A 23,284-nucleotide genomic window follows, 5' to 3' on the forward strand; every position below is an offset into this window, starting at 1 on the left:
CTCACGCCACTGTCCCACGTGAAACAAAAAAGGCCCGAAGAGCGATTCTTCGGGCCTTGTTCATTTCTGATCATATTGCGCTTAATGGCGGAAGTGACGCATGCCAGTAAAGACCATCGCAACATCGTGCTCATTGGCAGCGTCGATCACTTCCTGATCGCGCATGGAACCGCCGGGCTGAATAACGGCAGTCGCGCCAGCGGCAATCGCCGCAAGCAGGCCATCGGCAAAGGGATAAAAGGCTTCCGAGGCGACGGCAGAGCCACGGGTCAGCGGTTCAGCCAGACCGAGAGCCCTGGCGGCATCTTCGGCCTTCTGAGCCGCGATACGGGCTGAGTCGACACGGCTCATCTGGCCGGCGCCGATACCCGCTGTCTGGCCGTCCTTGGCGTAGATGACGGCGTTGGATTTCACGTGCTTGGCGATCTTGAAGGCAAACTTCATGTCTTCAAGTTCCTGCGCCGTCGGCGCGCGCTTGGTGACGACCTTGAGATCCAGATCTTCGACCATGCCATTATCGCGACTTTGGACCAGAAGGCCGCCCGAAACCGTCTTTGCGGTAATGCCGGCCGCGCGCGGGTCAGGCAGGCTGCCGGCTGCCAGAAGTCGCAGGTTAGGTTTGCGGGCAATGATCGATTTTGCTTCTTCTGTAACATCAGGTGCGATGATGACTTCAGTGAAAAGCTTGACGATCTCTTCCGCCGTTTCCGCATCAAGCGTGCGGTTGAGAGCGATGACGCCGCCGAAGGCCGAGACGGAATCGCATGCCAGCGCTCGCCGGTAGGCTTCTGCAAGCGTCGGACCGGTCGCGACGCCACAGGGATTGGCGTGCTTGATGATTGCAACGGCCGGCGCATTTTCCGGCAGGAACTCCGCAACCAGTTCGTAGGCGGCGTCGGTGTCGTTGATATTATTGTAGGACAGTTGCTTGCCCTGAAGAAGCGTCGCTGTTGCCACGCCAGGCCGCTTTTCTCCGGTCAGATAAAAACCGGCGCTCTGGTGCGGGTTTTCGCCATAACGCATCTTTTCCTTCAGCACGCCGCCAATGGCGCGGTAGTCAGGGGTTTCGATAGCGAGCGCCTCGGCAAACCAGTTGGAAATCATTGCGTCATAAGCAGCCGTGCGGGCATAGGCCTTGGCGGCGAAGCGCTGGCGCAGCGCATAGCTTGTCTGTCCGTCATCGGCCTGCAGGGCTTCAACCAGATCAGGATAATCGGACGGATCGGTCACCACGGTCACATAGGCATGATTCTTCGCCGATGCCCGGATCATGGCCGGACCACCAATATCAATGTTTTCCACCGTGGTCGGATAATCGCCGCCCTTGGCGCGAACGTCCTCGAACGGATAAAGATTGATGACAGAAAGATCGATGGCCTCAATACCGTGAGCCTTCATCGCATCCACATGTTCGGCATCATCCCGGATTGCCAGAAGCCCACCATGCACGTTGGGATGCAGGGTCTTGACGCGGCCATCCATGATCTCGGGAAAATTGGTGACCTCGGAGACATCCGTCACCGGCAGACCGGCATCGGCAATAGCCTTTGCCGTTCCGCCCGTCGAGAGCAGCTTGACGCCGAGTTTGGACAGAACTGTCGCCAGCTCGATAATGTCGGTCTTGTCGGACACGGAGAGCAGCGCCGTGCGAATTTTGACCTTGTCGGGAGCGGGAATTTTTTTGGATACGACGGCCATCGAATATACTCCGTTAAACGGGGAGGACAGGCTGGAACGGGTTTTCCAGCGATTGCCGCCGCGTTAACACAGCTTACCGCAAGAATAAACAGCGGGGACGTCGAAGGATAAAAACTAGGGTATTTTTGCCGAATCCAGGGGGAAAGGCTCAGGCCTGCCGCTCGATAAGCCAACGAATCTCCCGCGTGTTGGCGAGATTGAACGGTAGCTCGATCTGCTGCGATGGCCGCATGCCGGACGCATCGGCCATGAACACGTCCTCGGTCACGAAAAGCTCCAACCCCGGTGCCGTCAACAGCCAGGTGGTTCCGTCCGCGGCCTCAAGATAAATTGACTCATCATCCCGCTGGTGCAGCTGGATATGGGGGTGGATGTGGAAACGCGAAACCGCCGAGACCGACTGGGTCTGCGCGTTTGCGGCATTATGATCGGCCCTTAGCAGGTCACGACCCTTTATCTTGGTGCCAGCGGCATTCAGCTCCATCTCCCGTTCGTGATAACAGCCGAAGTTGTGAAGATATCCGTCATGCGCCGCCCACAGGACATCATTGCCGTTTGCGCCCGTTTCGCGCCGGCTATCGACCTGGCTGACACCGGAAACCATGATCGGTCCGAGCAATCTGGATCGCGACAGTCTGCATGAAGACGTGTCGGCGAGCGTGACGGTGGAATGAGCAGCGGTCGATCGGCTAGCCCGTTGATATTCAGGCGCCGCGTTTCGCGGAAACCCGGAATTGACGATGAAGCGGTTTTTTCCGCATGACATCTCGAAAGAGAGGCAGCCCGAATGCGCGTTACGTGAAAGCTCGGCCGAGCCAGGATAGCCCGTATCCACGATAACCACCGTCTCGCCCGCGGCAAGGCGGTGATAATTCACATCCGGCAACACCTTTGAAGGCCGGCCCGCTGTCTCATCATAACGGAGCACCGAAACAAGCTCATTGGCAAGCGTGGCCGTCGCGCCGTTGAACAAGGCGAGATCGCCGCCCTGGTGCCGAAAAAACCGTATCGCCGGAAACATGCGGTCTATCGCAGGAACCAGCCCGGACGGCAGGTCATGGCCGAGATTGATATAGCTTTGTCGGAGGGGCAGAAGGTCGAGCAGCAGATCCAGCATCACGCGCGGATTGCGGGAGACATGCCCGCCATCAGGCAGGATCTGCCGCTCCATTTCCTGAGCCAGCTTCATTCCGTGCCGCGCGATCCGCGACATCCGGGTGGGCATGGCGATAGAAGCCATGGCAAGCGCGATCCTGATCCGCAGTCTCACCTCCCCATCCGGCGCGTGCCTGACGATTTTCTCGAGGTAGCGCACGTGAAAGACCAGGCTTTTCAGAAACCGGCGATAAAACCCCGCATCTGCTTCGTACAGGACCACGGGCGAGTGGGAAAGCCAGGCGATCAATCTCTGCGCCGCGATTTCCGGAGCCCACGCAACCCCCGCAAGCTTTTTGCCATGGATGGCCATCCACTCGGCGACGATACGGCGGGCCTTCCTGCATGCCTCGCTCGATCTGTCGGAACGGATGTGGCGCAGCCAGCTAAACGCATGCAGCCGCTCTTCAAAAACAAGCGAAGGATATTCCACCTGAAAAGGCGAGTGGCCACCGGTTTCCATGACACGGCCGGCAAGCGCGATACGGCCGCGCAGCAACTCCTCGGCAAAATAGGGATCGATTGCCCGAAGATCCGTCGGTGCCGCAACCAGCCCCTCCGGCGCACGATTAGCAAAACGTGAAACATGCAGACGTAGCGGCGTGAGGCCGACACACAGATGGCGATACGCCATCCGCGAAAGAAGACCGGCGGCATTCATGCTGCCTGCAAAGGACCCTAACAAGCTGTGTTTCCCGTTTCACATGTTTTGTTTTTATCAGTGAACCGTGATGACCGGAACGTTATCGACAATTATCCAATGATTCGCGAAAGCTTGGCTTTTTTCTACTTCTTACGCAAGACACTGCTAAAAAACCCATCGACCCCCCCGAACATGTCGGGCGTGGTGCGAAAGTCACCCTCGGCGTTGATCGCCGCTTCCATTCCCGGCCAATCCTCACGGTGGACGGCGAGACGTTCTACATCGGGATTTTCCGCCAGGACTTCGGCAATCATCGCCTCACCTTCGGAAGGATCGAGCGAGCAATTGGAAAACACCACAATACCGCCTGGTGCAACCAGCGTCAGCGCGTGCCGCAACATCTGGCCCTGCAGGGCAGCCAGCTTGGCAATATCGGCCTCGTCCTTCGTCCAGCAAACATCGGGATGTTTGCGCAATGTCCCGGTTGAAGAGCAGGGTGCGTCGAGAAGAACAGCGTCAAAAAGCTGCTCCGGCTGATACTTCAACATATTGACCTCAACCGTTTCAGCCTGAAGGCCAAGCCGGTCGAGATTTTCCCTCAGGCGACGAAGACGATTGCCAGACTGATCCAGCGCCGTCACTTTCGCACCCGCAAGTGCAAGCTGGGCCGTCTTGCCGCCCGGAGCGGCGCAGAGATCGGCAACACGCTTGCCTGAGATATCTCCGAGTAATCGCACGGGCATGCTGGCCGCAAGATCCTGCACCCACCAGGCACCTTCCGCAAAACCTTCAAGAGAAGGTATCTGGCCTTCAAATTCACCCAGGCGCACGCTGCCATTCGGCATGACGGTTCCGCCCAGCTTCTCAGCCCAGAGGGCAGGATCGGCCTTGACGGTGAGGTCGATGGAAGAAGGTGTGAGCTGCGCGTCAGAGATGCGTTGCGCCACCTCATGCCCATAGGCCGAAACCAGCCTTGCGTAGAACCAGTCCGGCAGGACCGACACACCGGCGACGGCCTTTTCGATTTCGGCCTTCTCACGACCCAGCCGTCGCAGAACCGCGTTGACCAGCTTTACGAAGCGCCGGTTGCGTGGATCACGATGCGCCTGCTCGACAGCGAGATCGACGGCCGAGTGATCCGGGACATCAAGGTAGAGCATCTGCGCTGCGCCAACGACGAGAATGTGGTGCAATGACCGCGCACCCTGTGGCAACGGGCCATCCAGCAGCATTGACAGCGCCGTTTCAATCCGAGGGAGGTGACGAAGCGCGCTATTGACGATGGCTCTCACCAGCGCTCTGTCCGCGGGCGACAGCGCACGATAAACGGAATTGCCATTTTCGCTGTCCAGCATACCGTCCAGCGAGGTTTTCTTTTCCAGAACGGCGGCCAATATGCGGGCGGCAGCTATGCGCGCAGGAAGACCGGGTTTGTCTTGGAAAGACGAAGGGCCGTCTTCACGGCCCCTGCCTTGCGCCAACCTCGGTTTTTTGGACCGTGACGGCTTATTTTGAATATCTGATGTCAAGACCAAGGTCCCTTGCGCTCATTTTCATTGCCCCGTCCCCAGCCTGTCTTGGGAACCGAACCCGATTTGCGCTGAGGTCTATCACCCGATGGCGGCGGCGTCGATCCTCGCGGGGAAAACTCCTGTGCCATCGCATGCAATGCCGCCACCCGGTTTTCCGTATTCGGGTGCGTGGAGAAAAGATTGTCCATACGTTCACCCGAGAGCGGGTTGATGATGAACATATGCGCTGTTGCGGGATTGCGCTCCGCGTCGTCATTGTGGATACGCTGCGCCATGCCGGAAATTTTTTGCAACGCCGATGCAAGCCAGAGAGGATTGCCACAGATTTCAGCGCCACGCCGGTCGGCGGAATATTCGCGTGTCCGGCTGATCGCCATCTGGACCAGCATTGCGGCAAGCGGTGCGACGATCATCGCAACCAGGACGCCGATGAATCCGAGAGGGTTATTATTGTTTTCCCGATTGCCGCCAAAGAAGAACGCGAAATTGCCGAGCATGGAAATCGCACCCGCCAGCGTAGCGGTAATTGTCATTGTCAGCGTATCCCGGTTTTGCACATGCGCCAGTTCATGTGCCATCACACCTGCCACTTCCTCGGGCGTCAAACGCTCCAGCAGACCCGTTGAAGCAGCAACAGCGGCGTTTTGCGGGTTCCTTCCCGTCGCAAAGGCGTTTGGCTGCGGGCTGTCATAAATATAGACTTTCGGCATGGGCAGGCCGGCATTATGTGAGAGATCGCGGATCATGTGGAAGAACTCAGGCGCATTCGCCTCATCGATTTCCCGGGCATGATAGGCCGAGAGAACCATCTTATCTGAATTCCAGTAGGAAAAAAGATTCATGCCGGCAGCCATGACGAGAGCAATCATCATGCCGCCCTTGCCCCCGATCAGAAAACCGACGCCCATGAACAATGCCGTCATGAAGGCCAGAAGCATTGCCGTGCGCATCATGTTCATCCGCTGAAATCTCCCTGTCGTGGCCGGAATTCTCATCGCCGGATTATTCCGGGGTTTAAAAAATCCCTATGGGTATATAATCTGGGAAACGGCAAACATATTTCAATATCCCGTTATAGGGAGGGTTTCTCATGCAGGATGCGGATAACGACAACGGCGCGGAGCAGCGGAGGCGGCTATCGCCCGCGGCTGAGCGGGCCCTGAAAGAAGCAGAAGAACGGCGCAAACAACAGGCAGATCTACAGTTACCGCCGGAAACCGGTGGCCGCGGCGGCGCCGAACCGGTTCGTTTCGGCGACTACGAAATAAAGGGCCGCGCAATAGATTTTTAGCCGGTCGCCATAACGATAATACCCGCCAACGGCGGGTATTTTTCAATTAAAACAAGTACTTATTGTTTATTTTCCAACAAGCGACACACTGCCTCTAGTTGCTCGAGCGTCCGGTAAGCGATACGGATTTGCCCCGATCCCCCCTTGTGGTTAATCTTTACGTCAAGACCGAGGGCATCAGAAAGACTGCGCTCCAGTGCGACCGTATCTGAATCTTTTTCCGCGGCAGGGCGCTTTTCCGTAGCTTCGCCCTGCGATTTGATGTCGTTCTGAGCCAATCGCTCGGCATCACGGACCGACAAGCCCTTGGAAACGATCATGCGTGCGAGATTCGCCGGATCGGAAGTGGAAACGAGCGCCCGCGCGTGACCTGCGGAAAGCGAACCATCCGCGAGCATGTCGCGTACCGGGTCCGGAAGTTTCAATAGCCGAAGGCTGTTGGCGACGTGGCTTCGGCTCTTGCCGATAATCTCACCGAGATCGTTCTGAGTGTAACCGTGTTCCGCGATCAGCTGCTCATAACCCATCGCCTCTTCCAGCGGATTGAGGTCTGAGCGCTGGACGTTCTCGACGATGGCCAACTCGAGCGCCGTCCGATCATCCACATCACGAACGATAACAGGCACGTCGGTGAAGCCGGCCAGCTGCGCAGCGCGCCAGCGCCTTTCACCGGCAATAATCTCGTATCGATTGACTCCGACCGTCCGTACCACCACAGGCTGAACAATGCCATGCTGCCGGATGGACGCGGCCAAATCCTGCAGCTCATTTTCATCGAAATGACGACGTGGGTTCCGTTGGCTACGAGCAATGAACTCTATCGGAATGGTGCGATCAGCGCTGACAGTACGCTGGGGTTCACCCACGGGCACAGGCTGGTCCATTTCACCGATCAAGGCCGCGAGACCACGTCCCAGCCGGCGCTTGGAAAGATCATCACTCATAAGATATCACTCCGTAGATTGCGGCAGACGTCAGGCGGCTTTACGCAAACGCTCTCTCTGGATCACTTCCGATGCGAGCTGCAGATAGGCCTGACTACCAGCACATTTCAAATCATAAAGAATTGCCGGCTTACCATAAGATGGGGCCTCGGAAACGCGGACATTGCGCGGAATGAGCGTATGGTAAACCTTTTCTCCGAGATGCGTTCTGACATCCGAGACAACCTGTTGCGCCAGATTATTGCGTGCATCGAACATCGTTAGAACAATCCCTTGGATATCGAGCTGCGGATTGACCGACCCTCTTATCTGGCTGACCGTATCGAGCAACTGGCTAAGGCCTTCCAGCGCAAAAAACTCGCATTGCAATGGCACCAGCACGGAATGCGCGGCCGTCATTGCGTTCATCGTCAGGAGGTTGAAGGACGGGGGGCAGTCGACAAGTATATAGGAGTAGCCTCTAGCCTCTGTCGTCTCCATCGCTTCACGCAGAAGAAAGACTCGATTGGCAACGGTAGCAACTTGCATCTCGAAACCAAGCAGATCCATCGTCGATGGCACAATATCGAGATTTGGAACAGCGGTTGGGACAGCGACTTCCGCAATATTGTGATCACCGATTAGGAGATCATAAGAGGAGAGCTTCCGCTCTCGTCGGTCAATCCCCAGCCCGGTACTGGCGTTACCCTGCGGGTCCAGATCAACTATCAATACCCGCTCACCGATGGCTGCCAGCGCTGTGGCCAGATTGATAGCAGTCGTTGTTTTGCCGACCCCACCCTTCTGGTTTGCTACTGCGATAATCCGGTTTTTTTCCAAAGTCATGCCGCACCTGGCCAGCTTGTCAGCGCCTCAGAGCGAGGTTGCTGATTTCAAGAACAACAGAATCTGCCTCAATGGCACTCCGATGTTTTACCAGATCAAATTGCCAGCGACCATGTGCTTTCTGCACTTCGGATTCATAATCCCGGCCTTTATTGAAATATGCCTTGAGATCCGGATTTTTTGTGGCCCAGGGATGAATATAGTCGAAAAGCAAATCCAGCTCCGCCAGTGCGCGGGCCGACACAGAATCGCACGTATTGAGAATGGCAGGTGCTTTCTCAATTCGCACGGGATGAACCGCTCCACGCGCGCCAGTTTCCTTTAACGCTATCCGGAGAAATGCGGCCTTCTTATTGTTACTTTCCACCAGATCGACCCAGCCGCCGCCAATTTCAGAGAGGAATATGGCAGTGACGACACCGGGAAAACCCCCACCGCTGCCCAGATCAACCCATCTTTGCGGATAAGGAGAGAGATGAAATATCTGGGCACTGTCGGCAATGTGACGGCTCCAGAGTTCTGTAAGAGTGGAGGGGGCCACCAGATTGGTGGTCTTATTCCACTTCTTGAAGAGCTCGACAAAATGCTCGAGCTTCTCCTGTGTTTCACGTGAAACACTCTGGCCGTTTATCTTCATAATCCGACTCGCTATTGGTGCAGACGCAATTTTTCATCTGCGAAGGAGAGCTTTTCCGCAGAAGGGCGAGAAGCAGCGATATCGCAGCCGGCGTCATACCGTCAACACGTGCGGCTTGGGCAATGTTTTCTGGACGGGCCATTTCCAACTTTTGTTTCAACTCATTGGAAAGGCCGGACAGGCTTTGAAAATCGAAATCGTCAGGAATCTTTCGCTCTTCGTCGCGTTTGATGTCCACGATGTCGGCGCTCTGGCGCTGCATATACACAGCGTAACCAGCCTCGATTTGCAGCACATCCGCAATTTTCTCGGGAAGCCCACCCAACTCGGGCCAGTGCTGTTTGAGGACATCAAGCGACATATCAGGATAGGCAAGCAATTCATAAACGGAGCGGCGTTGTCCGTCCTGATTGAGCTTTAATCCCTGTTTTGCTGCCTGCGAAGGGCTGATCGTGAGGGTCTTCAGCAAGTCACGACCCCGACCAAGTTCTTCTATAAAATTATCGAATCGCTTTTGACGGTGATAACCGATGATTCCCGCCCGCTGACCGACTGGCGTTAGCCGCAGATCGGCATTATCGACTCGTAACGACAGCCTATATTCCGCTCTTGACGTAAACATTCGGTAGGGTTCGCTGACACCCTTGGATGTCAGATCATCGATCATGACGCCGATGTAGGATTCCGTCCGGCTGAAATAATGCGGATCGCTGTTGCTTGCATAAAGAGAGGCATTGAGGCCGGCGACGAGCCCCTGAGCAGCTGCTTCTTCATAACCGGTTGTGCCGTTGATCTGCCCCGCGAGGAATAGTCCCGCAATCTTGCGACACTCGAGGGAGGGCTTTAGTTCTCGCGGGTCGACATAGTCATATTCGATCGCGTAACCTGGCTGCAAGATCGCAACCCGCTCGAGACCGGGTATGGTGTGGATGAACTGTTCCTGAACAGACGCCGGAAGTGACGTGGAAATTCCGTTAGGGTAGATCGTATGATCATCCAGTCCCTCGGGCTCCAGAAATATCTGATGACCATCACGCTCGCCAAACCGAGTGATCTTATCTTCAATCGACGGACAATAACGTGGACCGACGCCTTCGATCTGACCCGAATACATTGCTGAAAGATGGATATTCTCTTGAATGACCCTGTGTCCGGCTGATGTGGTTCTGGTAACTCCACATTCGATTTGCGGATTCACGATATTGTCGGTCATGAAGGAGAAGGGCACAGGATCTTCGTCTGCGCCTTGTCGATCAACACCGCTCCAGTCGATTGTTCGCCCGTCCAGACGGGCAGGCGTGCCGGTCTTAAGTCTGCCCATGCGAAGACCAAGCCGCGATAGAGTGTTGGAAAGGCCGATTGACGGTTCTTCACCCACACGGCCGGCCGGTACCTTTTCGGAGCCGATATGAATAAGGCCACGCAAGAAAGTACCACTTGTCAGTACCACGGCACCGCAGGGAATCCGGCTACCATTCGCCATGACGACAGCAGCCACTCGCTCATTCGTCATCTCAATATCAAAAGCGTCGCCCTCAATAATGGTAAGATTCTCGATATTTGCAATTTCACCTTGCATCGCTTCACGATAAAGACGGCGATCCGCCTGGGTGCGGGGACCGCGCACTGCCGGGCCCTTTTTGCGATTGAGCATGCGAAACTGAATACCGGCAGCGTCAGCTACCCTACCCATCAAACCATCCAGGGCGTCGATCTCGCGAACGAGATGGCCCTTTCCAAGCCCGCCAATTGCTGGATTGCAGGACATGACACCGATGGTGTCGCGTTTATGGGTCACGAGCGCGGTTTTTGCACCATGGCGAGCCGCAGCCGCGGCCGCTTCACTGCCGGCATGTCCCCCACCGATAATAACGACATCAAATGACTGGTGCATCTATCTGCGCCCTGTTCTGATCTAACCGCGCGTCCACGGCCCATGTTTCACGTGAATCATTTTCCTATGCAGAATTCTGAAAAGATGACGCCCAGCAAATCTTCAACATCGACGCGTCCTGTAATACGACCAAGCGATGTCGCTGCGAGCCGCAAAAATTCCGACCTTATAGCAAGGTCCATGGCTTCAGAATCGAGCGCATCACTAACATAATTAAGCGTCTCTTCAAGTCGTTTTTTATGGCGCGCCCGGGCGGGCATCAAAGTCTGGACCCCTTGCAATCGCGATTCAATCTCCCGCTTTATCAAGAACCGCAATTCATCGAGACCAATCCCTTCTTTCGCCGAGATCGCCAGATCGAACTCAGCTCTAGGCGTCGACGATGACAACGCCGCCTTGGTCCTGACGCGCAGATGCGTCTTTGCAGACAGTGATGCGATGGTTTGTTTCGGAAACGAATCGTTATCTTGCAGCACCAGAATGAGATCCGCAGTCTCCGATGTCAAAACAGCGCGCCGCACCCCCTCCTGTTCCACCACATCATACGTTTCCCTCAGGCCTGCCGTGTCGAATATTCGTACCAGATAGCCCTCAAGGTTAATGTCCACGCTCAATACGTCCCTGGTCGTACCGGCAATGTCGGTGACGATGGCGATATCCCGGCCAGCTAACGAATTCAGCAGCGTGGATTTCCCGGCATTGGGTTCTCCGATGAGCGCCACCTTGAAACCGTCCCGGATAATCTCGCCGTTTCCGCCGGCCTCCAGATGGGAGGCGATTTCCGCTTTCAGCTGTCTCATCGCCTCCCATACCTGTCCAGATACGGAATCCGGGACATCCTCCTCGTCGGCGAAGTCGAGCTCCGCCTCAATCAGCGCACGCGCACGCGTCAGGCGCTGAGCCCATCCATCATAAAGAGCCGAAAGATTGCCTGTACTCTGTTCAACCGCCAGACGACGCTGCATCTCTGTTTCAGCCTGAAGCAGGTCGGCCAAACCTTCGACTTCAAGCAGGTCCATCTTGCCATTCTCGAAGGCTCTGCGCGAGAACTCCCCGGCCTCCGCGGGACGTACATCCGGGAACCGCTCGAACTGAGCAAAAATCGAGGCAATGACTGCGCGGCTTCCATGGCATTGGATTTCAACGCAGTCCTCGCCTGTGAAGGAATGCGGTGCCGGGAAAGACATTACGAGCGCCTGGTCGATGGTCTCATTGTTTCGATTCCGAATCAAACTCAGCCTGGCTTTTCGTGGTGCCGGAAGCTCTCGTCCGGTCAATTCTGTCAGCATGGCGAAACACATGGGTCCGCTGATCCTCACGACGGCCACCCCCGCCGGGAGGGCGCCGCTCGAAAGTGCATATATCGTATCAGGGGAAGGCATGGCGCACCTCGATCAAAACAGTCAAGCCGCATTCGAATAAACGAATGCGGCTTTAACGACCTCAGATGAATCCGGCTAATTTCCGGTTCAGGTGTTCATCGATTCGAAGAAATCCGAATTGTTTTTAGTCTGCTTCAGCTTATCGATGAGGAACTCGATGGCGTCCATCGTTCCCATCGGCGCGAGAATACGGCGAAGAACAAAAATCTTCTGCAAATCCTGGCGCGGCACCAGAAGGTCTTCCTTACGGGTACCAGATTTCAGAATATCCAGCGCCGGGAAGATACGCTTGTCTGCTACCTTCCGGTCAAGCACGATTTCCGAGTTACCCGTACCCTTGAACTCTTCGAAGATGACTTCATCCATACGGCTGCCAGTGTCGATCAGCGCGGTCGCAATGATCGTCAGCGAGCCGCCTTCTTCGATATTACGGGCGGCGCCAAAGAAGCGCTTCGGCCGCTGCAGCGCGTTGGCGTCCACACCACCGGTCAGAACCTTGCCGGAAGAGGGAACGACGGTGTTATAAGCGCGACCAAGACGGGTTATGGAATCGAGCAGAATGACGACGTCGCGGCCATGTTCAACGAGGCGCTTCGCCTTTTCGATGACCATTTCAGCGACCTGTACGTGGCGTACCGCTGGTTCATCGAAGGTGGAGGATACAACCTCTCCCTTGACCGAACGCTGCATGTCGGTGACTTCTTCCGGACGCTCGTCGATCAAAAGAACGATGAGATAACATTCCGGGTGATTTGCCGTGATCGAATGGGCAATGTTCTGTAGCAGAACCGTTTTACCGGTACGTGGCGGTGCAACGATCAAGCCACGCTGGCCCTTGCCGAGCGGTGCGACGAGATCGATAACCCGCGACGACAGATCCTTGGATGTCGGAACATCAAGCTCCATCTTGAACCGCTCGTTCGGATAGAGCGGCGTCAGATTATCGAAATGGACCTTGTGGCGGATCTTTTCGGGATCGTCGAAATTGATCGTGTTGACCTTCAGAAGGGCGAAGTAGCGCTCACCTTCCTTGGGACCGCGGATCGGTCCTTCAACCGTATCGCCGGTCTTCAGCGAAAACCGACGGATCTGCGAGGGAGAGATGTAAATATCGTCCGGACCCGGCAGATAGTTTGCGTTTGCGGATCGCAGGAACCCGAAACCGTCCTGCAGGACTTCAACGACGCCTTCGCCGATGATTTCGATGTCCTGGCTCGCGAGAACCTTGAGGATTGCGAACATGAGCTCCTGCTTGCGCATGGTGCTCGCATTTTCAACTTCCAGGGATTCGGCAAAAGTCAGCAAGTCGGTAGGCGATTTGCTCTTAAGTTCCTGAAGCTTCATTTCAGCCATGAAGAGAAGACCGTTTAATAATGTAATGTCGGGGGAGGGCGTGTTCGCGAATCAGATGCTGTGGGAAAGACCGCAGATGACTGAATAATTCACATGCCACGAAGATGAGTGGCCCGAAAATAGCGATTGAACATCGCTGCTGCAAGAGGAAAGCACGAATTCCGCGAAATTTATCGTTACACCGCTCTAACCGAAGGGTTTCACAACCACAAGTATGACGATGAGGATCATCAGCAAAGTTGGAACCTCATTCATCAACCGCCAGTGACGGGCAGGCCTGGTATTTTCATCTCGGGCGAAACGTTTCGCACTACGCGTGAAATAAACATGGGTCGCAGTCAGAAGCACGACCATAGCGATTTTTGCGTGCAGCCAGCCACCAGAAAAACCGTAAGCCGACCAGGCGAGATAAAGTCCGAGCGCCCAGCTTATCATCATCGCCGGGTTCATGATGACCTTGATCAGCCGCTGCTCCATCACCTTGAAAGTTTCGGATTGCTGCGAACCTGCCGGCGCATCGGTATGATAGATGAAGAGCCTTGGCAGATAAAAGATCGCCGCCATCCATGAGATCACAGCAATAATGTGAAACGCCTTGATCCAGAGATAGAGATCGGCAGGATCCACGTAAAAGAACAGGGCGACGACTGCGAGGAACACGCCCAGCCCGACGCCAGCCCGCAGGGCGGCCCTGTTTCCTGATCGCGCAGAAGTCTGTTTTTCGTCATTCATGGCACGGTCCCACCCGCACGCACCCGCTCGACCAGCCGGGTGACATTGTCCGGATCAGCCTGCGGCGTGATGCCGTGACCGAGATTGAAGATCAACGGACCCTGCCCAAGGGCCTGCAGCACGGCGTCGATACCATCCTGCAGAGCCCTCCCGCCCGCCACCATCAGCATTGGGTCGAGATTGCCCTGCACGGGCCCTTCCTTCTGCAAATCCGTGGCGAAGCTGAGCGGCACGGACCAATCCAGCCCGATCGCGTCTGCACCGGTCTTACGACGGTAGTCCTTGAGAAGATAACCCGCCCCCTTCGCGAAAGCGATTATTTTCGCGGAGGGACGCCGCGCGCGCACCGAAGCAATAATACGGGCAACCGGTTTTATCGCGTAATTCTCGAACTCCTTTTCGCCGAGCACGCCCGCCCAGGAATCGAAAATCTGCACGGCATCTGCCCCTGCATCGATCTGCGCCACAAGATAATCCGCAGAAACCTCAGCGAGAAAAGCCAAAAGCTTTTCCATCGCGGCGGGCTCCTGATAACCGAATAGCCGCGCCGGCGCCTGGTCGGGCGTTCCGTGACCGGCAATCATATAGGTCGCGACCGTCCACGGTGCGCCACAAAAGCCAAGAAGCGTCGTTTCATCCGGCAATGAACTGCGTAGGCGCGACACCGTTTCGAAGACAGGCGAAAGATGCGCCATGACATCAGACGCATCGAGTTCTTCAATACCGCTGACATCGATCGGGTCCATGGCGGGGCCCCTGCCTTCGGTGAAGGACACATTGCGGTGAAGCGCGTCGGGTATCACCAGAATGTCGGAAAAAAGAATCGCTGCATCCAGCCCGAACCTGCGAATGGGCTGAAGCGTCACCTCGGTTGCCAACTCGGGATTATAACAGAGATCCAGGAAACTTCCGGCGCTCTTCCGCGTTTCCCGGTACTCCGGAAGATAGCGTCCAGCCTGACGCATCAGCCATATGGGCGGCGGCGTGACCGTCTTCCCGTTCAAAACAGTCATAACCTTGCGTTCGCTCATCACACCCAGCTTCTAAAAAAATAAAATCAAAGAGATTTAAAAGATTTTCTATTTCTTAGAGTCTGTGGGTAGCAAGGATTAAAATCATTCCAGTCGAAATGCCGCAGCCGCATCTTTTCAGCACGGTGGTCGGATAAATTTCGGCAGCGATCTTGAACAACCTGGAAAAATCGTAATTTATCTCGAATTTTCAATGGATTATGTTCTTATTGGAAAGTTCTTGACCTGTGGACAGGCTGTGAATCGGGTTGGACAAGTGTCAACTCTTCCAGCAATTCACAGGCTGCCCGGAGCATGGTGAAAGCCACTTGCGGATTGTGGAAAAACACCACTTTATTCACGGCGCGGTTCGACCCGCAGGCTCGTTCGGACATTTGTCCCGGGTTATCAACAGCGGGAGAAAAACAGCGTGGAGAACAAAAAAAGCTTCTTCCATCTGCACCTGATTTCGGACTCAACAGGTGAGACTCTCATGTCTGCCGGCCGCGCGGTCTCGGCACAGTTTCACGCATCCATGCCGGTGGAACACGTCTATCCGATGATCCGCAACCAGAAGCAGCTCGCGCAGGTCATTGACCTCATCGACAAGGAACCGGGCATTGTCCTCTACACCATCGTCGATCAGCAACTGGCAGAATTCCTGGATTTGCGCTGTCACGCGATCGGCGTGCCCTGTGTCAACGTGCTTGAACCCATTATCGGCATCTTTCAGACTTATCTAGGCGCGCCATCAAGACGGCGGGTCGGTGCGCAACACGCCCTCAATGCGGATTATTTCGCGCGGATCGAAGCGCTCAATTTTGCAATGGATCACGATGACGGTCAGATGCCGGAGACCTATGACGAGGCGGATGTCGTTATCATCGGCATCAGCCGCACGTCGAAAACTCCGACCAGCATCTATCTCGCCAACAGGGGTATAAAGACCGCAAACATTCCGGTTGTACCCAACGTGCCTTTGCCCGAAAGCCTCTATGCCGCCACCCGGCCTCTGATCGTCGGTCTCGTGGCGACGTCGGATCGCATATCGCAGGTTCGCGAGAACCGCGAACTGGGCGCAACCGGCGGATTTGACAGCCGCCGTTACACGGATCGCACCACGATCATGGAAGAGCTGAAATATGCGCGTGCGCTCTGCGCCCGCAACAATTGGCCTCTGATTGACGTCACACGCCGTTCCATTGAGGAAACGGCTGCTGCCATCCTTGCCCTTCGCCCGAGGACGCGATAATCCGGATCGCACCATCAGGAGCAGACAGTCGATGAAACAAGAGTTGATCCTCGCCTCGTCCAGCGCATCCCGCCAGATGCTGATGCGCAATGCGGGGCTGACATTTTCGGCGATACCAGCGGATATTGATGAGCGCGCGCTCGATGAGCGGCTGGAACGTACGGGCGCCAGCCCGGAGGAAGTTGCACAACAACTCGCGACTGCCAAGGCTCTCGCCGTCGGTTCGCTTCATCCGGACGCACTGGTTCTGGGCTGCGATCAGACCATGGCACTCGGTGCGCGGGTCTATCACAAGCCGAAGACCATGTCCGAGGCCGAAGCACATCTGCTGTCATTGTCCGGTAAGGTTCACCGCTTGAACAGCGCGGCTGTCCTCGTTCGCGGCGGGGAGGTGATATGGAAGGTGGTTTCCAGTGCTGAACTTGCCGTGCGAACATTGAGCCCCGAATTTGTCTCCCGTCACCTCCAGAGAGTGGGTGAAAAAGCTCTAAGCAGCGTGGGCGCCTATCAGCTCGAGGGAGAGGGAATCCAGCTATTCACTTCGATTGAAGGCGATTATTTCACGATCCTCGGCCTGCCGCTTCTGCCGCTTTTATCGAAACTGCGCGACCTGGGTGTCATCGATGGCTGATTCACGTGAAACATTAACCATAAACGCTTTCGTTGTTGGTTACCCGATCAAGCATTCCCGGTCGCCGATCATTCATTCATACTGGCTCAAGAAATTCGGTATCACCGGTAACTATGAGGCAGTCGAGGTCGCATCGGACGATTTTGCGAATTTCATTGCAACCGTGAAGGAAGGTAAGCCCGGTACGGCCGTGGGCGGCAACGTCACCATCCCTCACAAGGAGGCCGCTTACCGGTTGGCGGATCGTCCTGATGCTCTGGCGGAAGAACTGGGTGCCGCCAACACCATCTGGATGGAGGAGGGTAAACTCCATGCCACCAATACCGATGGTTACGGGTTCGTGTCTAACCTGGATGAGCGGCATCCCGGTTGGGACAAAACGGACCGGGCGGTCGTTTTTGGCGCCGGCGGCGCAAGCCGTGCCGTCATTCAGTCGCTGCGCGACCGGGGCATCGCGGAAATTCATGTCCTGAACAGGACCCTCGAACGTGCTCGCGAACTGGCTGATCGTTTTGGCCCACGCGTCTTTTCCCATCCCCAGGCAGCGCTGCAGGAGGTCATGCAGGGCGCCGGGCTGTTCGTGAATACGACATCGCTCGGGATGGATGGCGCTGAGGCGCCGCATCTCGATTTTTCGCAGCTCGCTGCCAAGGCGGTGGTGACCGATATCGTCTACGTGCCATTACGAACACCGATCCTTCAGATGGCGGAAGAGCAGGGTATCACGACCGTCGATGGTCTCGGCATGTTGCTTCATCAGGCAAAACCGGGGTTCAGGCGATGGTTCGGCAAAATGCCGGAGGTGGATGAGACCCTGCGTGCTCTGATCATCGCGGACATGGAGAAACATTGATGATTGTCATCGGTCTCACCGGCTCGATTGGAATGGGAAAAACGACAACCGCGAAATTGTTTGCCGAAGAAGGCGTTCCGGTTCTGGACTCGGACGAGGTCGTTCATGGTCTTTATCGGGCGGAGGCCGTAGCTCAGATCGAGGCAGCTTTTCCGGGCACCACCGTTTCCGGTGTCGTAGACCGGGAAAAACTCGGTGACATCTTGAGAAAGAATCCGGCTAATTTCAGAAGGCTTGAAGAAATCGTCCATCCACTGGTTCGGAAAAAACAGGAAACCTTTCTGTCCAAAGCAAGGAAAGACGGCAGGAAATTTGCGCTTCTGGATATTCCGCTGCTGTTCGAGACGGGTGCGGAAAGCCGTGTCGATAAAGTCGTGGTGGTGAGTTGTGCACCAGAGATCCAGCGCGAAAGAGTCCTGTCACGACCAGGAATGACCGAAGAAAAATTCGAAATGATCCTTGCCCGGCAGATGCCCGATGCGGACAAACGTAGACGTGCCGATTTTATCATCGATTCCGGAAATGGTGTCGAAGCGGCCCGGGATCAGGTAAGAGACATTTTGCAGAAGCTGACCGTTGAGTCGCGCCGTGGAGAGATGCATGCGTGAGATCATTTTCGATACGGAAACCACAGGTCTGGAGTCGAAGCTGGACCGGATCATCGAAATCGGCGGCGTGGAACTGATCAACCACTTCCCGACTGGCCGCACCCTGCATCTTTATATCAATCCCGAAGATCGCAAGGTTCATCCCGATGCGCTTGCCGTTCACGGCATTACCGACGAGTTCCTGCAGGATAAGCCCAAATTCGCTGAAGTTGTCGACCAGATTCGGGATTTCTTCGAAGGTGCGCGCTGGGTGGCGCACAATGCAACATTCGATATGGGGTTCATCAACGCGGAATTCGCCCGTCTCGGGATCGAACCGGTCGCCGCTGATCTGGTGACGGATACGCTGTCGCTTGCCCGCCGCAAGCACCCGATGGGACCGAATTCGCTGGACGCGCTTTGCCGCCGTTATGGAATAGACAATTCCCATCGCACCAAGCATGGCGCGCTTCTTGACTCCGAGCTTCTGGCCGAAGTCTATATCGAAATGATCGGCGGCCGCCAGACCGCGCTCGGCTTCGGCTCTGCCGCCAGGCAGGAAACCATTGTCATTGAGGAAGACATTCCGCTGGAGCCCCTGCGACGGCCCCGCCCCCTGCCATCGCGGCTGGATGCAGAGACGGTTGCCGCCCACGGCAAACTCGTTCTCGGCATGGGGGACAAGGCGATCTGGAACCGGTACCAGAACTGAAGCCTGCTCAGATACTTAAATCGCAAATCTGCGTAAAGAAAAACCCGGGCCAAGAACCCGGGTTTTGTTTGTCTGTAATGGAAGATGGCCGCTGCTTAGTTCGGGACAGCCTGAACCTGAGCTTTTGCCTGTTCCTCGGCAACGCGCTGCGCAAACATCTGCGCAAAATCGATCGGATCGATCATGAGCGGCGGGAAACCGCCGTTGCGGGTAACGTCGGCAATGATCTGGCGGGCGAAGGGGAAGAGCAGGCGCGGGCACTCGATGAAGAGCACCGGCAGCATGTGTTCCTGCGGGAAGCCGGCAATGCGGAAGACACCGCCATAGACCAGCTCGGCCGCAAACAGAACCTTATCGCCATCCTTGGCTTCGGCATTCAGTGTCAGCACGACATCAAAATCCGAACCGGAAATCGGATTTGCATTGACGTTGACATTGATGTTGATCGACGGCGCATTCTCACGGGCCTGCAGCGAACGAGGAGCACCCGGATTTTCAAAGGAAAGGTCCTTGATGTACTGGGCAAGAATGTTGAGAGAAGGGCTAACTGCGCCCTGTGCGCCATTTTCAGCGGTCATTACGGTTCCTCGCGGCGTGAATTCGTGGAAGGCGGTCTATCATTTCGACTCCGGGCTTACAACCCTTCGTGATCGGGTCGTCGCCATGCCTCGACGCGGCGTCAGGGCTTGGGCAGGTCGCGATCATCCGGCCTGTTCGACCAGGGAGAGTCTTTCGGCCCGTCGCGGTGAAACTCCTCTTCATCCAGATCCACGACCTTCGAATTGCCATGAGGTCCCGGGCCATTGCTGAAACCGGAATAATCGCCCGGCCGGGCGCCGGGCTGTCTGAATGAACCAGCCACGACGACGCGCGGTCCGAAGGCTTTCCAGAAAAACCGGCGAATGGCCGGCGACAGAAGCAGGAGGCCGAGAATGTCGGTGATGAAACCCGGAATGAACAACAGGATGCCCGCCACGACGCGCATCGCGCCATTGACGAGTTCGTCCGCAGGCTGTGCGCCCGTGCGGCCCGCATCCTGAAGATTTCTCACCATGCCGAGACCGCCCAGGCGCAATATGAGCAATCCCAGGAAAGACGTGAACAGGACGAGAGCCAGTGTGAGCCACAGGCCTATTGTCTTGCCGACAATAATGAAACCTGCAATTTCAAGGATGGGCATCATCAGCACGATGATGGGGAGAAAGGAAAAACGCATCTTCTAGCCTTGCGTGTGCATCTCTGGCAGATTGCCGGTTCGCGGGACACCGATGATTGAATCTGCATATTTGAATGATGGTAAGATGCAGACTATATGATGGTGTGGTTTTCGAATTTAAATGGCGGTTTTGGTAAAAGATGGGCTTCAGCGACTTTATCACATTGTTTTTTCTCGTTGCAGCGGTGCTGATCTTCTTTCAGCTGCGCAGCGTCCTTGGTCGTCGCACGGGCAATGAAAAGCCGCCTTTTGATCCTTATAGCCCGCGCGATGTCGCGAAGGGTCCCGTCACGGATGATAACAAGGTCGTGACACTGCCGAAGCGGGCCGAGGCGGAAGATGAAAACCGCTTCGCCGAGGTGGATGCACTGGCGCCTGCAGACAGCGCACTCAATGCCTCCCTGCGTGAGGTGATGACGAAGGATCCGTCCTTCCGCCCGAAGGAATTCCTGAACGGCGCCCGCATGGCCTACGAGATGATCGTGATGGGTTTTGCCGATGGCGACCGCAAGACGCTCAAGAACCTGCTGTCCAAAGAGGTGTTTGAAGGTTTCGACGCAGCGATTTCCGAAAGGGAAGGCCGCGGCGAGGTGGTGAAATCGACTTTTGTTGGCATTGAGAAAGCCGATATCACCCAGGCGGGTATTCGCGATTCCGAGGTGCAGATAACGCTCCGGATCGTCAGCCAGCTCATCTCGGCGACCTATGACAAGGATGGCAAGCTGGTCGATGGTGATCCGGATGCGGTTGCGGAGGTGGATGACATCTGGACCTTCTCGCGCGATATCCGCTCACGCGATCCGAACTGGAAGCTGATCGCCACCGAATCCGAGCAATGACCGCGCCCTTTTCGATCGAAGACGTTTCTTTCAGCGACCTGCCCGGGTGGCGGCAAGACGATCCCGTTAGCCTTTTTCCGGCGATGACCGCAATTCTGTCGCATCTTCGGAGCGCAAAACCCTATCGCACTGGCGCACTCGGCGTCACGGCGGCGGAACTGGTTTCGCTGCTGGAGGTCGCTGAGAAATGCAAGGCAGACAGTCCCGAACAGGCGCGCCGGTTCTTTGAAACCAACTGTGTGCCTTTCAGGATTTTTCCGTCGCAGGGAAAAAGCGGTTTTGTGACCGCCTTCTATGAGCCTGAACTGGAAGTCTCGTCTGAACCTGACGACATCTGGCGTTATCCCATTTACCGCCGACCACCCGAATTGGTGAATATCGACGATACCAATCGGCCCGTCGGCTTCGATACATCCTATGCTTTCGGCAGGCAGGATGAAGACGGGATTTCCTGCTTCCCCGATCGCCGCGCGATCGATGAAGGCTATCTGGAGGGCAAGGGACTTGAGATCGCCTGGGCGAAATCGAAGGTCGATCTGTTTTTTGTCCATGTGCAGGGCGCGGCACGTCTGGTTTTTCCCAATGGTGCGATAAAGCGCATTACCTATGCGGCCAAGGCAGGCCATGCTTTTTCACCGATTGGACGTCTGCTTCTCGATCGCGGAGAACTCGATCCGAAAACCGTGTCGATGCAGACGATCCGCAAGTGGCTCGCTGACCATCCCGATCAGGTGGATGGAGTACTATGGCATAACCGCTCCTACATTTTTTTCCGGGAGGCGGATGTTGCCGACGAGGATATGGGACCGGTCGCCGCCGCAAAAGTACCGCTCGTCGCTGGGCGCTCGCTTGCTGTGGACAGGCTCATCCACACGTTCGGGCTTCCCTTCTTCATCCATTCGCCGTCGCTTACCCATCTCGATGATGGAAAGCCTTTTGCGCGGCTGATGCTGGCGCTCGATACCGGGTCGGCCATCATTGGCCCGGCCCGCGGCGATATCTTTACCGGTTCGGGTTTCGAAGCCGGAGAACTTGCCGGCACGGTGCGCAATGAGGCAGATTTTTATATACTGATACCGCAGGTTGCTGCGCAGAGGTATCGGCGATGAAGAACAGTCGCAAGCTCGGCAAGGAAGAACGCGTTCTGTGGGGAAAGGTCGCAAAAACCACACGGCCGATCTCCGGCAGGCTCGAAGACTTGCTGGCTTTCGATGACGTGGAGGACCCTGCGGGGGAACCAGATGTTTCTCTGACCGGTAAAGACACCTTTCCGCGCATCCTTGCGGAGCCGGCTGAGCCGCCCCCTCCAGCTCCGGATAAAAAGCCGAAAATCCACCAGCCGATGGAAAAACCGGTCAAGCGTAAGCTGACCCGCGGCCGCCTGCCATTGGAAGGACGGATCGATCTGCATGGCATGTTCCAGAGCGAGGCCCACGCCGTACTGCTCGATTTTCTGTTGCGCGCACATGAGCGGGGTCTAAGACATGTGCTGGTCATTACCGGCAAGGGTCGATCGATTGGCAGTGACGGGGCTTTGAAAAGGGCGGTGCCCATGTGGTTTTCCAAACCCGAATATCGCCACCTGATTTCCTCCTATGAGGATGCGTCGGCCAATCACGGCGGCGATGGCGCGCTTTATGTGCGGCTTTCGCGCCGGCGAGGCGAAAAGTCATGACGCCCTTTGCGCTGGCCGTGCGGCAGCTTCGTGAGCGCAAGGGTGTAACGCAGAAGCAAATGGCCGCCGCCATCGGCGTCTCTCCGGCCTACCTTTCAGCGCTTGAGCATGGCAAGCGCGGCAAGCCGAGCTTCGATCTCCTCCAGCGCATTGCCGGATATTTCAACATCATCTGGGACGAGGCCGAGGAACTGTTCTTCCTTGCCGGCTCATCCGACCCGAAGGTGGTGATCGACACAGTCGGCCTGCCGCCGCAATATACGGCTTTCGCCAACCGGTTGGCACGGGATATTCGCAAGCTGCCGCCGAGTGTGGTAGAGGAACTGTCAGCCGTGCTGCAAAAAAGCCGTTCTTGCGATTGAAACCCCTCTATCCCCTGCTTTATGCAGCATCCTGAAGCATGCGGCCTTTGGGATTGGGTAT

At 56.2% G+C, this 23,284-nt stretch carries 24 protein-coding genes; 10 read left to right on the plus strand and 14 right to left on the minus strand.

Translation table 11 applies throughout. The features are described from left to right. Positions 1-81 precede the first annotated feature (81 nt). The 4 genes from purH to htpX form a co-directional block, all read right to left on the minus strand. Entirely contained in the window at positions 82-1,698 is a 1,617-nt protein-coding gene (gene purH, locus EYD00_RS12200) for a bifunctional phosphoribosylaminoimidazolecarboxamide formyltransferase/IMP cyclohydrolase (RefSeq protein WP_004444216.1), read from the minus strand. A 148-nt stretch (positions 1,699-1,846) separates the two neighbouring features. After that, positions 1,847-3,514: a heparinase II/III family protein gene (locus EYD00_RS12205; protein ID WP_034500007.1), complete on the minus strand. Its 1,668-nt coding sequence runs from the start codon at positions 3,512-3,514 to the stop codon at positions 1,847-1,849. 125 nt (positions 3,515-3,639) lie between these two features. Next, positions 3,640-5,025 (minus strand): RsmB/NOP family class I SAM-dependent RNA methyltransferase, encoded by a 1,386-nt coding sequence (locus EYD00_RS12210; RefSeq protein WP_004444221.1) that lies wholly within the window; start codon positions 5,023-5,025, stop codon positions 3,640-3,642. Beyond that, entirely contained in the window at positions 5,022-5,987 is a 966-nt protein-coding gene (gene htpX / locus EYD00_RS12215) for a zinc metalloprotease HtpX (protein WP_004444222.1), read from the minus strand. Before htpX ends, EYD00_RS12210 begins: the two co-directional genes overlap by 4 nt. A 131-nt stretch (positions 5,988-6,118) precedes the next feature. Between htpX and EYD00_RS12220 the strand changes: the two genes are divergently transcribed. Beyond that, entirely contained in the window at positions 6,119-6,319 is a 201-nt protein-coding gene (locus EYD00_RS12220; protein WP_004444223.1) for a DUF1674 domain-containing protein, read from the plus strand. 59 nt (positions 6,320-6,378) lie between these two features. On the opposite strand, the gene EYD00_RS12225 is transcribed toward EYD00_RS12220, so the two are convergent. From EYD00_RS12225 to hemE, 8 genes are all read right to left on the minus strand, one after another. After that, entirely contained in the window at positions 6,379-7,263 is an 885-nt protein-coding gene (locus EYD00_RS12225; RefSeq protein ID WP_004444225.1) for a ParB/RepB/Spo0J family partition protein, read from the minus strand. 30 nt (positions 7,264-7,293) lie between these two features. Continuing rightward, entirely contained in the window at positions 7,294-8,088 is a 795-nt protein-coding gene (locus EYD00_RS12230; protein ID WP_004444228.1) for a ParA family protein, read from the minus strand. A 19-nt stretch (positions 8,089-8,107) separates the two neighbouring features. Continuing rightward, on the minus strand, positions 8,108-8,725 hold the full coding sequence (rsmG, locus tag EYD00_RS12235) for a 16S rRNA (guanine(527)-N(7))-methyltransferase RsmG (RefSeq protein ID WP_004444230.1): 618 nt from the start codon (positions 8,723-8,725) through the stop codon (positions 8,108-8,110). Continuing rightward, complete coding sequence (gene mnmG, locus EYD00_RS12240; RefSeq protein WP_004444232.1) at positions 8,694-10,619, minus strand: tRNA uridine-5-carboxymethylaminomethyl(34) synthesis enzyme MnmG; 1,926 nt, start codon at positions 10,617-10,619, stop codon at positions 8,694-8,696. Before mnmG ends, rsmG begins: the two co-directional genes overlap by 32 nt. A 56-nt stretch (positions 10,620-10,675) precedes the next feature. Then, on the minus strand, positions 10,676-12,001 hold the full coding sequence (gene mnmE / locus EYD00_RS12245; RefSeq protein ID WP_034500004.1) for a tRNA uridine-5-carboxymethylaminomethyl(34) synthesis GTPase MnmE: 1,326 nt from the start codon (positions 11,999-12,001) through the stop codon (positions 10,676-10,678). Between the two features lie 87 nt (positions 12,002-12,088). After that, positions 12,089-13,354 (minus strand): transcription termination factor Rho, encoded by a 1,266-nt coding sequence (gene rho / locus EYD00_RS12250; RefSeq protein ID WP_004444236.1) that lies wholly within the window; start codon positions 13,352-13,354, stop codon positions 12,089-12,091. 186 nt (positions 13,355-13,540) lie between these two features. Continuing rightward, positions 13,541-14,086, minus strand: coding sequence for a protoporphyrinogen oxidase HemJ (hemJ, locus tag EYD00_RS12255; RefSeq protein ID WP_004444238.1), 546 nt, complete (start codon positions 14,084-14,086; stop codon positions 13,541-13,543). After that, complete coding sequence (gene hemE / locus EYD00_RS12260) at positions 14,083-15,117, minus strand: uroporphyrinogen decarboxylase (protein WP_004444239.1); 1,035 nt, start codon at positions 15,115-15,117, stop codon at positions 14,083-14,085. The genes hemJ and hemE overlap by 4 nt, the downstream gene beginning before the upstream one ends. Before the next feature lie 409 nt (positions 15,118-15,526). Between hemE and EYD00_RS12265 the strand changes: the two genes are divergently transcribed. The 5 genes from EYD00_RS12265 to dnaQ are packed head-to-tail and all read left to right on the plus strand — an operon-like array spanning position 15,527 to position 19,131. Continuing rightward, entirely contained in the window at positions 15,527-16,348 is an 822-nt protein-coding gene (locus EYD00_RS12265) for a pyruvate, water dikinase regulatory protein (RefSeq protein WP_004444241.1), read from the plus strand. 31 nt (positions 16,349-16,379) lie between these two features. Continuing rightward, positions 16,380-16,979 carry a Maf-like protein gene (locus EYD00_RS12270; RefSeq protein ID WP_004444244.1) on the plus strand — a complete coding sequence of 200 codons (600 nt, stop codon included), beginning with the start codon at positions 16,380-16,382 and terminating at the stop codon, positions 16,977-16,979. After that, positions 16,972-17,832: a shikimate dehydrogenase gene (locus EYD00_RS12275; protein ID WP_004444247.1), complete on the plus strand. Its 861-nt coding sequence runs from the start codon at positions 16,972-16,974 to the stop codon at positions 17,830-17,832. The genes EYD00_RS12270 and EYD00_RS12275 overlap by 8 nt, the downstream gene beginning before the upstream one ends. Further along, on the plus strand, positions 17,832-18,440 hold the full coding sequence (gene coaE / locus EYD00_RS12280) for a dephospho-CoA kinase (RefSeq protein ID WP_004444250.1): 609 nt from the start codon (positions 17,832-17,834) through the stop codon (positions 18,438-18,440). The genes EYD00_RS12275 and coaE overlap by 1 nt, the downstream gene beginning before the upstream one ends. Further along, a complete protein-coding gene (dnaQ, locus tag EYD00_RS12285) occupies positions 18,433-19,131 on the plus strand; it encodes a DNA polymerase III subunit epsilon (RefSeq protein ID WP_004444252.1) in 699 nt (232 codons plus the stop codon). The genes coaE and dnaQ overlap by 8 nt, the downstream gene beginning before the upstream one ends. Positions 19,132-19,226: 95 nt before the next feature. Here dnaQ and secB read toward each other — a convergent pair whose 3' ends face one another. Both secB and EYD00_RS12295 read right to left on the minus strand, forming a co-directional pair. After that, positions 19,227-19,709: a protein-export chaperone SecB gene (gene secB, locus EYD00_RS12290; protein ID WP_004444254.1), complete on the minus strand. Its 483-nt coding sequence runs from the start codon at positions 19,707-19,709 to the stop codon at positions 19,227-19,229. Positions 19,710-19,810: 101 nt separating this feature from the next. Then, positions 19,811-20,347, minus strand: a complete 537-nt coding sequence (locus tag EYD00_RS12295; RefSeq protein ID WP_004444256.1) for an FxsA family protein — start codon at positions 20,345-20,347, stop codon at positions 19,811-19,813. A gap of 140 nt (positions 20,348-20,487) precedes the next feature. On the opposite strand from EYD00_RS12295, the gene EYD00_RS12300 reads away from it, so the two are divergent. The 4 genes from EYD00_RS12300 to EYD00_RS12315 are packed head-to-tail and all read left to right on the plus strand — an operon-like array spanning position 20,488 to position 23,223. Then, positions 20,488-21,186 (plus strand): Tim44/TimA family putative adaptor protein, encoded by a 699-nt coding sequence (locus EYD00_RS12300; RefSeq protein ID WP_004444258.1) that lies wholly within the window; start codon positions 20,488-20,490, stop codon positions 21,184-21,186. After that, a complete protein-coding gene (gene mltA, locus EYD00_RS12305) occupies positions 21,183-22,295 on the plus strand; it encodes a murein transglycosylase A (protein WP_034500000.1) in 1,113 nt (370 codons plus the stop codon). Before EYD00_RS12300 ends, mltA begins: the two co-directional genes overlap by 4 nt. Then, positions 22,292-22,861 carry a Smr/MutS family protein gene (locus tag EYD00_RS12310; protein ID WP_004444262.1) on the plus strand — a complete coding sequence of 190 codons (570 nt, stop codon included), beginning with the start codon at positions 22,292-22,294 and terminating at the stop codon, positions 22,859-22,861. The genes mltA and EYD00_RS12310 overlap by 4 nt, the downstream gene beginning before the upstream one ends. Continuing rightward, on the plus strand, positions 22,858-23,223 hold the full coding sequence (locus tag EYD00_RS12315; RefSeq protein WP_004444265.1) for a helix-turn-helix domain-containing protein: 366 nt from the start codon (positions 22,858-22,860) through the stop codon (positions 23,221-23,223). The genes EYD00_RS12310 and EYD00_RS12315 overlap by 4 nt, the downstream gene beginning before the upstream one ends. The last annotated feature ends 61 nt before the right edge of the window (positions 23,224-23,284 follow it).

This window comes from Agrobacterium sp. 33MFTa1.1 (assembly GCF_004328495.1).
In the GTDB taxonomy this organism is placed as follows: Bacteria; Pseudomonadota; Alphaproteobacteria; order Rhizobiales; family Rhizobiaceae; genus Agrobacterium; species Agrobacterium pusense.

What these genes read in the sequence shown, in the direction of transcription:
- purH (WP_004444216.1), bottom strand. Translation starts at nt 1,698, where the DNA reads ATGGCCGTCGTATCCAAAAAAATTCCCGCTCCCGACAAGGTCAAAATT.
- EYD00_RS12205 (WP_034500007.1), bottom strand. Translation starts at nt 3,514, where the DNA reads ATGAATGCCGCCGGTCTTCTTTCGCGGATGGCGTATCGCCATCTGTGT.
- htpX (WP_004444222.1), bottom strand. Translation starts at nt 5,987, where the DNA reads ATGAACATGATGCGCACGGCAATGCTTCTGGCCTTCATGACGGCATTG.
- EYD00_RS12220 (WP_004444223.1), top strand. Translation starts at nt 6,119, where the DNA reads ATGCAGGATGCGGATAACGACAACGGCGCGGAGCAGCGGAGGCGGCTA.
- EYD00_RS12225 (WP_004444225.1), bottom strand. Translation starts at nt 7,263, where the DNA reads ATGAGTGATGATCTTTCCAAGCGCCGGCTGGGACGTGGTCTCGCGGCC.
- EYD00_RS12230 (WP_004444228.1), bottom strand. Translation starts at nt 8,088, where the DNA reads ATGACTTTGGAAAAAAACCGGATTATCGCAGTAGCAAACCAGAAGGGT.
- rsmG (WP_004444230.1), bottom strand. Translation starts at nt 8,725, where the DNA reads ATGAAGATAAACGGCCAGAGTGTTTCACGTGAAACACAGGAGAAGCTC.
- mnmG (WP_004444232.1), bottom strand. Translation starts at nt 10,619, where the DNA reads ATGCACCAGTCATTTGATGTCGTTATTATCGGTGGGGGACATGCCGGC.
- mnmE (WP_034500004.1), bottom strand. Translation starts at nt 12,001, where the DNA reads ATGCCTTCCCCTGATACGATATATGCACTTTCGAGCGGCGCCCTCCCG.
- rho (WP_004444236.1), bottom strand. Translation starts at nt 13,354, where the DNA reads ATGGCTGAAATGAAGCTTCAGGAACTTAAGAGCAAATCGCCTACCGAC.
- hemJ (WP_004444238.1), bottom strand. Translation starts at nt 14,086, where the DNA reads ATGAATGACGAAAAACAGACTTCTGCGCGATCAGGAAACAGGGCCGCC.
- hemE (WP_004444239.1), bottom strand. Translation starts at nt 15,117, where the DNA reads ATGAGCGAACGCAAGGTTATGACTGTTTTGAACGGGAAGACGGTCACG.
- EYD00_RS12270 (WP_004444244.1), top strand. Translation starts at nt 16,380, where the DNA reads ATGAAACAAGAGTTGATCCTCGCCTCGTCCAGCGCATCCCGCCAGATG.
- EYD00_RS12275 (WP_004444247.1), top strand. Translation starts at nt 16,972, where the DNA reads ATGGCTGATTCACGTGAAACATTAACCATAAACGCTTTCGTTGTTGGT.
- coaE (WP_004444250.1), top strand. Translation starts at nt 17,832, where the DNA reads ATGATTGTCATCGGTCTCACCGGCTCGATTGGAATGGGAAAAACGACA.
- dnaQ (WP_004444252.1), top strand. Translation starts at nt 18,433, where the DNA reads ATGCGTGAGATCATTTTCGATACGGAAACCACAGGTCTGGAGTCGAAG.
- secB (WP_004444254.1), bottom strand. Translation starts at nt 19,709, where the DNA reads ATGACCGCTGAAAATGGCGCACAGGGCGCAGTTAGCCCTTCTCTCAAC.
- EYD00_RS12295 (WP_004444256.1), bottom strand. Translation starts at nt 20,347, where the DNA reads ATGCGTTTTTCCTTTCTCCCCATCATCGTGCTGATGATGCCCATCCTT.
- EYD00_RS12300 (WP_004444258.1), top strand. Translation starts at nt 20,488, where the DNA reads ATGGGCTTCAGCGACTTTATCACATTGTTTTTTCTCGTTGCAGCGGTG.
- mltA (WP_034500000.1), top strand. Translation starts at nt 21,183, where the DNA reads ATGACCGCGCCCTTTTCGATCGAAGACGTTTCTTTCAGCGACCTGCCC.
- EYD00_RS12310 (WP_004444262.1), top strand. Translation starts at nt 22,292, where the DNA reads ATGAAGAACAGTCGCAAGCTCGGCAAGGAAGAACGCGTTCTGTGGGGA.
- EYD00_RS12315 (WP_004444265.1), top strand. Translation starts at nt 22,858, where the DNA reads ATGACGCCCTTTGCGCTGGCCGTGCGGCAGCTTCGTGAGCGCAAGGGT.